Origin of the sequence: Pseudoflavonifractor phocaeensis (genome assembly GCF_021531375.1) — a bacterium.
Classification (GTDB): domain Bacteria; phylum Bacillota; class Clostridia; order Oscillospirales; family Oscillospiraceae; genus Lawsonibacter; species Lawsonibacter phocaeensis_B.
Genome location: NZ_JADYTU010000002.1, coordinates 23,776 through 38,262, shown reverse-complemented (window position 1 = coordinate 38,262; position 14,487 = coordinate 23,776). Strand labels below are relative to the sequence as shown.

Here is a 14,487-nt window from a genome sequence, read left to right as displayed (position 1 = left end):
TTCGCTTCCGCAGGGCAGGCCGCTCACACGGGCAGAGGCTCTTCCGCGGGGTGCTCCGCCGGCTTTCCTCCCGCCTGATACCGTATCCTCAGGGACTCCAACAGTTCCTGTTCCGGGTCCAGGTATACCCGGTGGTCAAACCCGTCCAGAAGGGCAAGGTGCCCGTCCCAGCACGGGTCCAAGTCCACCTCAGCCATTGCCGGGACCCGGTAAGCCCGCAGCAGCAGCGCCGTGTGGCTGTCCACGCTCCCCTCCCTGGAGATCAGGCCCAGCAGTCTCCGGTGGTTCAGGCCCATCACCTCGCTGGGCAAAAACTCGTCCGCCACCAAAATGGCCGGCCCCTCTCGCAGAGGCTCCTGGGGCCGTGCTCCCAGCAGCAGGCGCACCACCCGCCGGGCAATGTCCCGGATGTCCGCCGCCCGGGCCTGCATGTAAGGGCTGTCCATTTTCGCAAATGTGGAGGCAAACCCCTCCCCGGCAGCCCGGACCGCAAACTCCGCCGTGGTCCCCTTCTCCCGGATCATGGTCTGGATGGTGTCTACAAAGTCCCGATCCTCCAGCAGCATGGCATGGACGGCAAAAATCGACGCGATCTCGATTCCCACCTGATGGGCCGCCTGGTCATAAAAGGCGGCCAGTTCCAGTACCGCCCGGCGCTGGGCCTTATGAAAGCGGGCCGACTCCTCCTCCCGCGTCCGTTGTGAAAATTCCGCAATGTCCTGCGGTCGGTGCCGGAGGAACCGGAGCCGTCCGTAGGCGACCTGATCCAATATGGATTTCCCTTCCGCGATCACCATTCCGACATCCCCCCGTTTCTCCGGTTCATACTTGCATTATATCTGCCCCGCCCCCCTTTGTAAAGAGCGATCCCTCCTTTTTATTGTGCATTTTCTCCATTTTTTCGTTCCTGCTTTTTCCATTTTCGTCAATTAAGTATTTTCCCTCTGTTTTTTAGACATGGAATTTACTTTACTTCGAAAAAGTGTCGTGCTATAATAATAGAAACCACCGGCATGGCCGCCGCGGCGGTCCCACTATTTTGCTATAACAGGAGGTCGCTTCCTATGGTTTCTGAACGTATGCTGGGGCTGGGCACCGCCCGCTCCGTGATCCGCGAGCTGTTTGAGTACGGCAAGCAGCGCGCCGCCATTGTAGGCCCTGAAAATGTCTACGATTTTTCTCTGGGCAATCCCAGCGTTCCCGCACCCGACGCGGTGAATGAGACCGCCATCCGCATTCTGAAGGAGAACCCCGACGTCATCCACTGTTACACCAGCGCCCAGGGCGACGCCGCCGCCCGCCAGCGCTTCGCCGACTCTCTGAACCGCCGCTTCGGCGGGGACTACACCGCCGACCAGTTTTACATCACCGTGGGCGCCGCCGCTTCCCTGTGCTGCGTCTTCAACGGTCTCACCTGTCCGGGAGACGAGTTCATTGTCTTTGCCCCTTACTTCCCCGAGTACAAGGTGTTTATTGAGGGAGCCGGCGCCAAGATGGTGCTGATCCCCCCGGAGATCGAGCATTTCCAGATCGACTTCGACGCCTTTGAGAAGGCCCTGACCCCCAACACCAAGGGTGTGGTCATCAACACCCCCAACAATCCCTCCGGCGTGGTCTACTCCCGGGAGACCCTGGAGCGGCTGGCCGCTATCCTCACCGCCAAGGAGAAGGAGTATGGCCACCCCATCTACCTGGTCTCCGACGAACCCTACCGCGAGATCGTGTTCCAGGGCTTTGAAGCCCCTTGGGTCCCCCATATCTATCCGGACACCATTGTGTGCTACTCCTTCTCCAAGTCCCTGTCCCTCCCCGGTGAGCGTCTGGGCTATATTCTGGTCCCCGGCAACGTGACTGACTCCGCTCAGGTCTATGCCGCCGTGGCGGGAGCCGGCCGCTCTCTGGGCTATGTGAACGCCCCCAGCCTGTTCCAGCAGGTCACCTCCCTGTGCTGCGATCTGACCTCCGACCTGTCGGTATACGAGCGCAACTGCAAGCTGCTGGTGTCCTCCCTGCGGGAGATGGGCTACCACGTTGCCGAGCCCGGCGGAGCCTTCTACCTGTTCCCCCGTTCCCTGGAGCCTGACGACATGGCCTTCAGCGAGCGGGCCAAGCAGTTCGACCTGCTGCTGGTCCCCGGCTCCGGTTTCGGCGCTCCCGGCCACTTCCGTCTGGCCTACTGCGTCCAGACCGAAATGATCCAGCGGGCTTTGCCCAAGTTCCAGGCCCTGGCCGATTCCTATCGGTAAGGTCCGCCTTACACAGCCCACATATCAAAGGCTCCGCAGGCCCGCCTGCGGAGCCTTTCCTGTTTCCAAAAAACGTTATCCCCCGTCCGATCGACAATGCGTTGACCGGTCGGCCCACGCGACGGCAGCAACGCCCCCTTTTCCCTGTGGCAGGACGCCCGCACCTCTTTAGAAATTCCACCTTACCGCGTCATGTGGTCACAGCCGTATGGGTTCATATTTCAATCTGACCGCCGGATTTGACGTACTTCAGGTCTTTCCGGGCGAAAGCGCAACAGGACTCATGGTCCCTCCCTTGACCTTTCATTCATTTTATATTATAATAAATTAAATTTTCTTACATATCTGTTGTGGGATTTGTCAAAGACATTCCAGCGGGATCGCGCGCCATCCCCAATCCCAACGGGAGGTGACCACCATGAAACGCCCCGGGACTCTCGCCTGCATCTTCTGCCTGCTGGCAGGCCTTCTGGTCGGCGGCATTCTGTCCATGCCATGGGACCCGGACGCCCATGCCGCCCCCGGCTCCATGCTTCACGCCCCCGCCGGAAGCGCGGTCTCCGGTTCCTCCTCGGCCTCTGCCGCCCCTGTGCAGGCTCTGGATACTCAGGACAACTTCCCCCTTCTGGACACCGCTTTTTATCTGCTCCACACCATCAAGGACCGCGATTATGAGGCGCTGGCCTCTCTGGTCCATCCGGAGCGCGGCGTCACCTTCACCCCATATTCCACCGTGGATTTCAGCACCGACCTGACGTTCACTCCGGAACAGATCCGCAATCTGGCGGAGGACGATACTGTCTACACCTGGGGCATCACCGACGGCCGGGGCAGTCTCATCAACATGACTATGGAACAGTACTTCGCCGCCTTTGTGTTTAATGCGGACTATACCCAGGCCACCCGGATCGGCGTTGACCAGATCCTCATGAGCGGGAATGCCCTGGAGAATGTGACGGACGCCTATCCCGGATGCCGGTTCGTTGATTTCTCCTTCCCCGGCATCGACCCCGCCTATCAGGGAATCGACTGGTGCTCCCTGCGGCTGGTCTTTGCCCCGGGAGAGTCCAACTGGCTCTTGGTGGGCATCATTCATGGGCAGTGGACCGTCTGACCCCAGATTCATATGCGTCCCGCTCAAGGCCCACCTTGGGCGGGGCGTATTTTGCCTTGATACCAAACGCTGAAAGGATGCTCTGACATGAAAATCGTCATCGTGGGCAACGGAAAAGTCGGCTATTCCCTGGCGGAACAGCTGGTCCGCGAGAAACACGACATCACTGTGGTGGACGTGCGGGAGGACCCCCTCCGCCGTGCCGCCGACAGTCTGGACATTATGGTGGTCCGGGGCAACGGCGTGTCCGCCGACGTACTGCGGGAAGCCGGCGTGGTCGGCGCCGACCTGCTGGTCGCCGCCACCAACTCCGACGAGGTCAACATGATCTGCTGCCTCACTGCCAAAAACTTGGGTACCAAATACACCATTGCCCGGATTCGGAACCAGGAGTATACCGCCAGCCTGGCCGAGCTGCGGCGAAATCTGAAAATCGACACGATCATCAATCCTGAGAGCGCCACCGCCGTAGAGATCTCCCGGCTGCTCCGGTTCCCCTCCGCAGCCAATATTGAGACCTTCTGCCGGGGCCGGGTGGAACTGATGGGCTTCCGGCTCCAGGAAAACGATTTTCTGGTGGGCAAACCGCTCCACGCCCTGTCCGCCCAGGTCAAAAAGCTGTCCCTGCTGTTCTGCGCTGTGGAGCGGGGCGGTCAGATGATCATTCCCAACGGTTCCTTCGTCCCAAGCGTGGACGATAAATTGTATCTGATCGGCCGTCCGGACAGCCTGGACCAGTTCTTCCGGCTCCTGGGCCGGTATGCTCCCAAGGTCAAGCAGGTGTTCCTGGTGGGCGGCGGCAAGATTTCCATGTATCTGGCCAGTATCCTGGACCGGGCGGGCATCAAGCTGAAGATCGTGGAGTTGGACGAGAAACGCTGCCGCCAGATCAGTGAACGATTCCCCCGGGCCATGACCATCTGCGGCGACGGCACCGACCAGGAACTGCTGGAGTCGGAAAATCTCTCTTCCTATGACGCTTTTGTGGCCCTCACGGACCGGGACGAGGACAATCTGATCATCTCCCTGTACGCCATGCAGCAGGGCCTGCCCAAGATCATTACCAAGTGCAACCGGGAAAACTACGCCGGGATCGCCCGCTCCGTGGGACTGGACAGTGTGATCTCCCCCAAGTTCATCACCGCCTCCCACATTCTGCGTCTGGTCCGCGGCATGCAGAATTCCCAGGGCAGCGTGATGAACTCCTTCCACCGCATTGCCGGCGGCGCCGCAGAGGCCATGGAGTTTACCGTCACCGCCTCCACCCGTCACCTGGGCGTGGCGCTGAAGGACCTCTCCCTCCGTCCCGGCGTGCTGATCGCGGTCATCGTCCGGGGACAGGACATCATCATCCCGGAGGGCTCCACCGCCCTTCAGTCCGATGACAAGGTAATCATCATTTCCTGCAACAGCGGGATCACGGGTCTGAACGACATCTATGCCCCGGAGCGGTCCGCCTCCGGCACATCGGGAGGGCAGCAATGAATCTGAAGCTGGTCTTTAAAGTCGTGGGCCGCATCCTCCAGATCGAAGCGGCGGCCATGGTGCTGCCCCTGGCGGTGGCTCTTCTGTACCGGGAGGACCCTTCTCCCTTCCTGTGGAGCATCGCCATCGTGGCGGCGGCAGGCTTTCTCCTGGCCGCCACCCCCACCCGGCAGCACTTTTATATCCGGGAGGGATTTGCCGCCGTGGGCCTGATCTGGCTCATTACCGGCCTGGTGGGCGCCCTGCCTTTTTGGTTTTCCGGTCACTTTGCCTCCTTCGTGGACTGCGTGTTTGAGTCCTGCTCCGGCTTTACCACCACGGGGGCTTCCATTCTGACCAATATTGAGGCTCTGCCCAAGGGCATCCTCTTCTGGCGCTCCCTCACCCACTGGATGGGGGGTATGGGCGTACTGGTGCTGGCCACTGCCGTTCTCCCCTCTATGGGCATCCGCTCCCACTATCTGACTCAGGCCGAAAGTCCCGGCCCCGTCTTCTCCAAGCTGGTGCCCAAGCAGTCCCAGAGCTCCAAGATCCTGTACAGCATCTACTGCGCCCTCACCTTGGCGGAGGTAGCCTGTCTGAAGCTGGCCGGTATGCCCCTGTACGACGCTTTTATCCACGCCTTCGGCACCGCCGGCACCGGCGGCTTCTCCAACCGGAACGCCAGCGTGGGAGCTTACGGCAGCTTCGCCATCGACATGATCATTTCCGTCTTCATCCTGCTGTTTTCCCTGAACTTTGCGGTGTACTTTCTCCTGCTGACCAAAAAGTTCAAGGAGATCCTTCAGAGCGACGAGCTGCGCTTTTTCCTCATCGCGGTAGCCGGTGCCACGGTACTGATCTCCATCAATATCTACCCCATTTATTCCAACCTGTTGGAGACCTTCCGGTATGCCTTCTTCCAGGTCTGCTCCATCATCTCCACCACCGGTTTCTCCACCACGGACTGGTCCTTCTGGCCCAACTTCTCCCACGCGGTGCTGGTGCTCCTTATGTTCTGCGGAGCCTGCGCCGGATCCACCGGCGGCGGTATGAAGTGCTCCCGGGTCCTGATCCTGTTCCGGTCCATCCGGCGGGAGATCCACCGCATCATTCATCCCCGCTCCGTGGAGGTCATCAAGCTGGACGGAAAGGTGGCCGACGAGGACACCGTCCGCTCTGTTCTGATCTTCATCGGCTGCTATCTCCTGGTCATTCTGTCCGCAGCCCTGGTGATCTCTCTGGATGGTTTTTCCTTTACCGTCTCCTTTACCTCTGCCCTCACCTGCGTCAGCAATGTGGGTCCCGGTCTTGAGGCGGTGGGTCCCGCCGGGAACTTCTTCGCCTTCTCCCACCTGTCCAAGCTGGTCATGTCCCTTTGCATGATCATCGGCCGTCTGGAGATCTTCCCCGTGCTGGTCCTGTTCAGCCGCTCCACCTGGCGCCGCGCTTGATCCCGTCTTCCCCTTCAGCAAGCCCCGTTAAGTCGAGGCTTGCTGAATTTTTTTAGGAATTTATCATGCAGTACCAGAAATTATTTACTTGCATTTTTGGGATTATATGCTAAAATACTACCATAACTTTGTGCTTGACTTTGTTCAAGCCCATCGAATCATTTCCTTCGTGTGTAAAAGGAGCGTGCAAGACTGTGAGTAACATGTTTTGGATCGGATTAGTCGGTGCACTGGCAGCACTGCTGTTCGCAGGGCTGCAGCGGAAAAAGGTATTGTCCTTTTCCGAGGGCAACGACACCATGAAGAAGATTGCCTCCGCCATTCGGCAGGGCGCCAACGCCTACCTGAAGCACCAGTATGTTACGGTGGCAAAGGTCTTCTTTGTGGTGTTTTTGATTCTTCTGGCACTGGCCGCATTCCATCTTCTAGACAACTGGTTCATCCCCTTCGCCTTCCTGACCGGCGGTATCTACTCCGCGCTGGCCGGCTTCGTGGGCATGAAGATCGCCACCGCTGCCAACTCCCGGACTGCCCAGGCCGCCAGCGAGAGCCTGAACAAGGGACTGAACGTGGCTTTCTCCTCCGGCGCGGTCATGGGCTTCACTGTGGTGGGCCTGGGTCTGCTGGACATCTCCGTCTGGTTCCACATTTTGAAGTACATCGCCGGCTATGACGCCCCCAAGATCGCGCAGACCATGGTCATGTTCGGCATGGGCGCCTCCTTCATGGCCCTGTTCGCCCGAGTGGGCGGCGGCATCTTCACCAAGGCCGCCGACGTGGGCGCCGACCTGGTGGGCAAGGTGGAAGCCGGTATCCCCGAGGACGATCCCCGCAACCCCGCCACCATCGCCGACAACGTGGGCGACAACGTGGGCGACGTGGCCGGCATGGGCGCTGACCTGTACGAGTCCTATGTAGGCTCCATCCTGGCCACTTTTGCTCTGGGCGTGGCCGCTTACCCCGACCACTCCTGGGGCGCCATGCTGCTGCCCATCGCTCTGGCCGTGGTGGGTATCCTGTGCTCCATCTTCGGCTCCTTCCTGATCCGGACCAAGGAGGGCGCTACCCAGCGCGAGCTGCTGGGCACCCTGCGTAAGGGTACTTACACCGCCGCCGTTCTGGCCGCCATCATCGCCGCCCCGCTGACCTATTTCATCCTGGGCAACTGGGGCGTATATGTGGCCATTCTCTGCGGTCTGGCCGGCGGCTGCGCCATCGGCTACTTTACCGAGTATTACACCTCTGACACCTACAAGCCCACCCAGGGTCTGGCTGACGCCACCGAGACCGGCGCCGCCACCACCATCATCGGCGGTCTCTCCCTGGGCATGCTGTCCACCATCGCCCCCATCCTCATCGTGGGCGGCGCCGTCATCATCTCCTTCCTGGCCGCCGGCGGCTCCATGACCACTTCCGCCGCCGACTACGCCTCCCGCTTCTCCCAGGGCCTGTACGGCATCGGCATCGCCGCGGTAGGCATGCTGTCCACTCTGGGCATTACCCTGGCCACCGACGCCTACGGCCCCGTGGCTGACAACGCCGGCGGCATCGCCGAGATGTCCGGTCTGGGCGAAGAGGTCCGCGAGCGCACCGACGCTCTGGACTCTCTGGGCAACACCACCGCCGCCACCGGCAAGGGCTTCGCCATCGGCTCCGCCGCCCTTACCGCCCTGGCTCTGCTGGTCAGCTATGTTGACATCGTCAAGGGCAAGATGAGCCATGCCCCCGACCTGTCCCTCACCAACCCTGCCGTTCTGGTGGGTCTGTTCATCGGCGCCATGCTCACCTTCGTCTTTGCCGCCTTCACCATGAGCGCGGTCCAGCGTGCCGCCCAGTCCATCGTGGTTGAGGTCCGCCGTCAGTTCCGGGAGATCGCCGGTATCATGGAGGGCGAGACCGATCCCGACTACGCCACCTGCGTGGGTCTGTGCACCAAGGGCGCCCTCCACGAGATGGTGAAGCCCTCCCTGCTGGCTATCATCGTTCCCATCCTCACCGGCCTGATCCTGTCTGTGGAAGGCGTGGTCGGTCTGCTGGGCGGCGTGTCCGTCACCGGCTTCGCCATGGCCGTCTTTATGTCCAACGCCGGCGGCGCCTGGGATAACGCCAAGAAGTACATCGAGGCCGGTCACCACGGCGGCAAGGGCTCCGACTGCCACAAGGCCGCTGTCATCGGCGACACCGTGGGCGACCCCTTCAAGGACACCTCCGGCCCCTCCCTGAACATCCTGATCAAGCTGGTGTCCACCGTGTCCATCGTGTTCTCCGGACTGATCGTCAATATCCACCTTCTGTAACAATCTCCATCTCTTTCTCCTATCCCGCCTCGGGACCGTCAGACGGTTCCGAGGCGGGAATATTTGCGGTCAAAAAACGATGTACCGCAACCCTTGACCGCCGCTCTGACTGGCACGGAACTCAAACTTTCTCTCTTAATACAGTGTGCGCGCGGTAGAATTCTCAGATCATGCCCCCCGTTTTCCCCCATGGCCAGAATATCGGGCCTGTATTCCGGGAATTCGGGCACACATTTCCCCGTTTTTCCGCTATCTTTACATATAGAGGAGGGGAAATTCGTGGAATCCAGTCACAATCTATTAAATGATTTAAAATCCTACAGAATTCTCCAGAAAATGACGCAGCTTGAATTTGCACAGGCAGTGGGCATTTCCAAATCCACCCTGCAGGAGATCGAGTACGGAAAACGTCCCAATCTGGATCCCGTCCAATGTATCTCTCAGCATCTGGGCGTGCCCCTTCCCGTTCTGCTTTCCGGCTCCGTCCCGCCCTCACAGTCGGAGGTCATCACCCAACTGAGCCGCGACTTCGACCGGTTTGCCCGGTGCTCCGAAGCGGCCCAGGAGGAACTGCTGCACTCCACCCTTCACATCAGCCAGTCCCCCTCTGTCATCAAGGAAGAACATGGAGATGGATGAACATGAGCTGTCACGATACATTAAAACGCCTGGGCGTCACACCCAACTACATCGGCTATCACCAGACCATCAGCGCAGTGGAGCTGGCCCGTCGGGACCCGGACTCCCTCTTCCTGGTCACGAAGAGCCTATACCCCATGGTTGCCAAGCCCTACGGCACCAGTTGGAAAACATTGGAACGAAACATCCGCTCCGTTGTCTCCATGGCCTGGGAACGCAATCCTGATCTGGTCCGGGAGCTTGCCGGCTATCCCATGGAGGACAAGCCCCGGGCCGCCCAGTTCATTGCCATTCTGGCCGATCAGCCGTGACCTGTCCCGTCAGTCCGAACCGGCGTACTCAAAGCTGGCCCGGTCATCCTCGTGGTCGAATACCAGACGCTCCCCTTCCCAGAAGCGGTAGCGGACCCTGGCGCATAGGCTCTCCCGGATCACACGGCTCATGCTCCCCCGCTCCGGGGCCATCAGCTCCGCCGGTGCCCGGTCCAGCACCTCCACCGTCAGCCGCAGTTCCCCCTGGCGGATCGAGGCCCCCGCCTCGGACCAGGCCTCAATCCGCACCCCGCGGTAGGTGGCCAGCCGGTAGGAGCTTCCGGCAAAGCAAATCTCCCCGATGCAGCCGGTAAAGCTCCCCACCGGCAGGGGGATGCGGGCCAGAGACAGCATCAGGCTCCCCCGCTGCCGCTCCTGCCAGGAGCACTGGGTCCACAGATATTGGGAGGGGAAAGAGCGTCCCCGGTCCGTCTCTGCATACCCCTTTCCCCGGGAAAAGAAGCAGGGCGCGCCGTTAAGGGACACCATCCCATCCACCCTGTGCTCCATGCTGAGGACTCCGTGGACGCAGGGCAGGCCGGGAGCAAACCGGAAGGGGCCCATGATATCCGACGTCAGAGGGTGAAAGGGACCGTACCGCAGATCCCCCCGCAGAGAGAATCCCGGCTCCTCCAGTTCCAGATGGAGCCCCTCTTGGGAAAACCAGTTGGCTCCCACCCGGACCTGAAACCGGTCCGGCCAGGCCTGGAAGGACCGGGCCGGAAAGGTAAAGAGCTTTCCCGCTCCCCGGGTGACCACCTGGATGGACGCGCTCTCCGTCCCCCGCCGGTCCCGGTGGAAGGCGGGGATCACCGCAAATTCCCCTTCTGCCCCCTGGTGTTTCAGATACCAGCCCTCAAAATAAGCGCCCCGCCGGTCTGCCCCGTGGTAATATTTCATTGTACTCCCCCTTTTGCTCCGCACCTGGACCTTTCCCTCTAGTGTGCGTCCTTCTCCGGCCCTCTATTCCGCTGATATCCCGGCACCGCCGGGGCATACTGTTCCGGGGGTGAGCACATTGGGCAAACCGAAATATCGAAACACGGTTGAAGACCTTCGGCTCAGTCCGGAGCTGCGGCTGTGTCCCAAATTCGACGCGGTAAGCATCGCCAGCTTCCCGGTCGCCTCTCTGGACAAAATGGGTGTGCGGGTGGCGGACAACTGCGCCGAAGAACACATTATGTGACCCCGTGTTTCCCTAGTGGGCGGTTCGGAGCACTCCGGGCCGCCCACCGGCGTTTTTCTTCTGAAAACACATCAAAACAGGTGGACGCTCATCCATTCCCCGTGCTACAATAGAGCCATCCTAATGCCCGCCGCGTAAGAGGGAGGCTTTTTGACATGTACTTACAGGATCTGCATAAAATCTGGCTCGCCGCCGGGGACGTTCCCATCTATCTGGAGCCCTCCATGGCCAACCGCCACGGCCTGATCGCCGGCGCCACCGGCACCGGCAAGACGGTCACGCTGAAGGTGCTGGCCGAGTCCTTCAGCGATATGGGTGTGCCCGTATTCCTTTCCGACATCAAGGGCGATCTGTCCGGCATGTGTCAGCCCGGTCACGAGACCAAGCACATCCGCCGCAGCATCGACACCATGGGAATCTCCGGGTTTGACTATGCCGCCTATCCCACCCGCTTTTGGGACGTCTACGGCAAGCATGGACACCCCGTCCGCACCACCATCTCAGAGATGGGCCCGGAGCTGCTCAGCCGCCTGCTGGGGCTGAACGAGACTCAGAGCGGTATCCTCCGCATCGTCTTCCGCATCGCCGACGACCGGGGGCTGCTGCTGATCGACCTGAAGGACCTGCGAAGCATGATCCAGTATGTGGGGGACAACGCCAAGGAATTCAAGCTGACCTACGGCAATATCTCCAGCCAGTCGGTGGGTGCCATCCAGCGCGCCCTGCTCCAGCTGGAGGACGAGGGCGGCGACTTGTTCTTCGGCGAGCCCGATCTCGATCTGGCCGACTGGATGGACTGGGCCGAGGACGGCCGCGGCGTACTGAACATCCTGGAGTGCCAAGAGCTGTTCCAGCACCCCCTGCTGTACGCCACCTTCCTGCTGTGGATGCTGTCTGAGCTGTACGAGATGCTCCCCGAGGCAGGCGACCTGGACAAGCCCAAGCTGGTCTTCTTCTTTGATGAGGCCCACCTTCTGTTCAAGGACGCTCCCAAGGCTCTGGTGGAAAAGGTAGAACAGGTGGTCCGGCTGATCCGTTCCAAGGGGGTCAGCGTCTGGTTCATCACCCAGAATCCCTCCGATCTGCCCGACAGTGTTCTGGGCCAGATCGGCAATCGGGTCCAGCACGCCCTGCGGGCCTATACTCCTAACGACCAAAAGTCTCTGCGGGCCGCCGCCCGCTCCTTCCGTGCCAATCCGGCGTTCGACACCGAGCAGGCGCTCCAGGCCCTGGGCGTGGGCGAGGCGCTGGTCTCTCTGCTAGATGAGAAGGGCGTCCCCGCCGTGGTCCAGCAGGCAGGTATTCTGCCCCCGCGCAGCTCTATGAGCGCCGCATCAGCCGAGGAGATAAAACACGCCATCACCGGCAGTCCCCTGTATCAGAAGTATGCCCAGACAGAGGACCGCCGCTCCGCCTATGAGGTGCTGGAGGAGGTCCGGGAGGAACAGGAGGCCAGGGCGGAAGCCGAGGCCCGTCAGGCCGCCTGGGAGAAAGAACAGAAGGCGCGGCAGGCTGCCTGGGAAAAGGAACAGCGGGCCATGGAGCAGGCCTATCGCCAGACCACACCCCGGCGAGCCGCCTCCAGCCGCAGCACCAGCCGCAGCCGGCAGACGCCGCTGGAAAAGGCCATCAATTCCACCGCCAACACCGTGGGCCGGGAGCTGGGCAAGCAGATCGTTCGCGGGTTGTTCGGCACGCGCCGCCGCTGATGTGACACTCACCGGCTGTCAGGCTTGGGAACACTACAAACAACGTTGCCGCAAATGATATCCGTTTCTGGCGGCATGACAGGCGCAAATACGTTTCATGTAGCCCTCCGGGGCCGCGGTGCGGGCGGCAACGGCTCGTCTGGGATGAAAGCCCCCTCGGTCACTTCGCTCCCAAGCGGCTGACCGTCTTGAAACGAAACAGGGAAGCATCCGCTTGTGCAGATGCTTCCCTGTTTGGCAGATGTGCCCGCTTTTGATTTTATGTATCATGGTCCAAATAACGTACCGGGCTTTTACCGTTTCCCCCATTCAAGTCAGCCGCCATCTGCTGAACCAGCTGTGCAGCCAACGTATTCAGCTGCATCCCTCTCGTTCCGGCGACTGTGATCCCACAGCTGTTCACAGGGATCAAATACTTGGGTGCTCTGCAGCCTCCCACCGCCTCCGCCATGGCCGGAGTCACCTCCCCAAGCATGGCATGGGCCGCTATGATCCCAACAGGACCCAGCACCGCATCCGCGTCCGTTACATTTCGGATAACCGGGTTTTCTCCGGACGCCCCAAAGTCACATCCTCCCTTCAGCATATTCGCCGTCGCAATACTGTTGGTCCCAATTCCATAGATCCGCGCATCGGCAAAGCTGTCCCGGATCAGCTCAACGAGCATCCTTCCCAACCGCCCGCCCTGTCCATCAATCACTACGATCTTCATGTTCACTCACTCCAGCATAAACTTTTTTGACTGCAGCGGCAGCGGGGTTGCGCCTGGCACGCCGAGTCTTTGAAACGCCCGGATTTTCTCGCTTTTCATGGCAAGATCTGTAAAAACATGTTACAAACTTCCTCACGATTATGGTATAATGGAATATATATCTAATAGGATGGTACGACAATTCTTCGGATCGTTTTGGAGGCCACATGAAACTGAAGGATATTGCAAAAGCCGCGGGGGTTTCCACTTCCACCGTTTCCAGAGTCCTAAACGACAAAGACACGAAGGCCGCAAGTAAAGAAGTGAAGAACCGGATATGGGAGATCGTCCGGGAAACCGGTTTTGTCCCCAATGAGAATGCACAAAATCTCCGCCGTTCCGGCCTGTCACAAAAGCGCGACACCGATGGTAAGCACTACTATGCGATGATCTACGCCAGAAGCCAAGACAACAAAGATATGTTCTTTTCGGAACTTGCAAGTTCCATTGAACGGGAAGCCTATAAGAAGGACTATATCCTAAAGTGTTCCTTTTACGCGGAGGATTTGGGCGGGAAAGACTTTACATCCATACTGAAGGCATCCAAGATCAAAGGGCTGGTGGTGCTGGGACGCTTCGATCAGGAATGGCTGAAGACCATCGCGGAGGCGCAGAAGAACGTCGTCTATGTGGGGCTCAATCCTACCGGCAGCAAGCATGACGCCATTTTCTGCGACGGGTATAAAGCCAGCCTGAAGGCGATGGAAACGCTGTTGGAGCTCGGGCACAGAAAGATCGTTTATATCGGCGAACTGAACAAAGAGAGCCGCTATCGCGGTTATTGCGACGCGCTGAAAGCCGCAGGGATTCCCTGTGACAGGAATCTGATCGTCAATGCCAAACAGGGCTTGGACGGAGGATACTACGGCGCCAAGGAACAACTGGAACGAAACGTAGCTTTCACGGCCATGTTTTGCGCCAACGACGCCACCGCCATCGGCACGGTGAAAGCCATGCAGGAGAGCGGTTATCGCATCCCGGAGGATGTATCCGTCATCAGCATTGACGATATCGAGCTTGCGCGCTATACCATCCCAATGCTGACCACGGTCCATGTCCCCATCGACGAATTGGGAAAACAGGCGGCAAAGACATTGATCGACCGGATTGAAAACGGACACACTTTGCCCGTCAAGATAGAATTCCCATTTTCTCTTTGCCTCCGAGACAGCTGCACGCTGGTGGGCAAGGGCACAGGGCCGTCCAGATAATGAAGGACATACGCACCGCTGCAGCAAAACGGCGTACATGCGCGGGTCTGAGGCCCGTCCAGAAAACACGCAGCTTACCCCGTGCTCCCTTTGACCATGACGAGG

The 14,487-nt window shown here is 59.9% G+C and carries 13 protein-coding genes; 10 read left to right on the top strand and 3 right to left on the bottom strand.

Annotated elements, in window-relative coordinates:
- Nucleotides 1-23: 23 nt before the first annotated feature.
- The gene (locus I6E39_RS01565) at nucleotides 24-797 is read right to left on the bottom strand and encodes a phosphoenolpyruvate-utilizing N-terminal domain-containing protein (protein ID WP_235379552.1); all 774 of its coding nucleotides are present in this window, start codon (nucleotides 795-797) and stop codon (nucleotides 24-26) included.
- A gap of 267 nt (nucleotides 798-1,064) precedes the next feature.
- Between I6E39_RS01565 and I6E39_RS01560 the strand changes: the two genes are divergently transcribed.
- The 7 genes from I6E39_RS01560 (at nucleotide 1,065) to I6E39_RS01530 (ending at nucleotide 9,525) form a co-directional block, all read left to right on the top strand.
- On the top strand, nucleotides 1,065-2,246 hold the full coding sequence (locus I6E39_RS01560) for a pyridoxal phosphate-dependent aminotransferase (RefSeq protein ID WP_235379551.1): 1,182 nt from the start codon (nucleotides 1,065-1,067) through the stop codon (nucleotides 2,244-2,246).
- 418 nt (nucleotides 2,247-2,664) lie between these two features.
- On the top strand, nucleotides 2,665-3,360 hold the full coding sequence (locus I6E39_RS01555) for a hypothetical protein (RefSeq protein WP_235379550.1): 696 nt from the start codon (nucleotides 2,665-2,667) through the stop codon (nucleotides 3,358-3,360).
- 87 nt (nucleotides 3,361-3,447) lie between these two features.
- Nucleotides 3,448-4,845: a Trk system potassium transporter TrkA gene (trkA, locus tag I6E39_RS01550; protein WP_235379549.1), complete on the top strand. Its 1,398-nt coding sequence runs from the start codon at nucleotides 3,448-3,450 to the stop codon at nucleotides 4,843-4,845.
- Complete coding sequence (locus I6E39_RS01545; protein ID WP_235379548.1) at nucleotides 4,842-6,278, top strand: TrkH family potassium uptake protein; 1,437 nt, start codon at nucleotides 4,842-4,844, stop codon at nucleotides 6,276-6,278. The genes trkA and I6E39_RS01545 overlap by 4 nt, the downstream gene beginning before the upstream one ends.
- A 203-nt stretch (nucleotides 6,279-6,481) precedes the next feature.
- Nucleotides 6,482-8,575 (top strand): sodium-translocating pyrophosphatase, encoded by a 2,094-nt coding sequence (locus I6E39_RS01540; protein ID WP_268842145.1) that lies wholly within the window; start codon nucleotides 6,482-6,484, stop codon nucleotides 8,573-8,575.
- 189 nt (nucleotides 8,576-8,764) lie between these two features.
- A complete protein-coding gene (locus tag I6E39_RS01535; RefSeq protein WP_268842144.1) occupies nucleotides 8,765-9,214 on the top strand; it encodes a helix-turn-helix domain-containing protein in 450 nt (149 codons plus the stop codon).
- 2 nt (nucleotides 9,215-9,216) lie between these two features.
- The gene (locus I6E39_RS01530) at nucleotides 9,217-9,525 is read left to right on the top strand and encodes a sporulation initiation factor Spo0A C-terminal domain-containing protein (RefSeq protein WP_235379545.1); all 309 of its coding nucleotides are present in this window, start codon (nucleotides 9,217-9,219) and stop codon (nucleotides 9,523-9,525) included.
- Between the two features lie 9 nt (nucleotides 9,526-9,534).
- On the opposite strand, the gene I6E39_RS01525 is transcribed toward I6E39_RS01530, so the two are convergent.
- Nucleotides 9,535-10,425 carry a tocopherol cyclase family protein gene (locus I6E39_RS01525; protein WP_235379544.1) on the bottom strand — a complete coding sequence of 297 codons (891 nt, stop codon included), beginning with the start codon at nucleotides 10,423-10,425 and terminating at the stop codon, nucleotides 9,535-9,537.
- A 118-nt stretch (nucleotides 10,426-10,543) separates the two neighbouring features.
- Here I6E39_RS01525 and I6E39_RS01520 point away from each other — a divergent pair, with 118 nt between their 5' ends.
- On the top strand, nucleotides 10,544-10,711 hold the full coding sequence (locus I6E39_RS01520; RefSeq protein ID WP_235379543.1) for a hypothetical protein: 168 nt from the start codon (nucleotides 10,544-10,546) through the stop codon (nucleotides 10,709-10,711).
- A 155-nt stretch (nucleotides 10,712-10,866) separates the two neighbouring features.
- Complete coding sequence (locus I6E39_RS01515) at nucleotides 10,867-12,420, top strand: helicase HerA-like domain-containing protein (protein WP_235379542.1); 1,554 nt, start codon at nucleotides 10,867-10,869, stop codon at nucleotides 12,418-12,420.
- Nucleotides 12,421-12,679: 259 nt separating this feature from the next.
- On the opposite strand, the gene I6E39_RS01510 is transcribed toward I6E39_RS01515, so the two are convergent.
- Entirely contained in the window at nucleotides 12,680-13,132 is a 453-nt protein-coding gene (locus I6E39_RS01510; protein WP_235379541.1) for a DUF3842 family protein, read from the bottom strand.
- Between the two features lie 206 nt (nucleotides 13,133-13,338).
- Here I6E39_RS01510 and I6E39_RS01505 point away from each other — a divergent pair, with 206 nt between their 5' ends.
- Complete coding sequence (locus tag I6E39_RS01505) at nucleotides 13,339-14,382, top strand: LacI family DNA-binding transcriptional regulator (protein ID WP_235379540.1); 1,044 nt, start codon at nucleotides 13,339-13,341, stop codon at nucleotides 14,380-14,382.
- The last annotated feature ends 105 nt before the right edge of the window (nucleotides 14,383-14,487 follow it).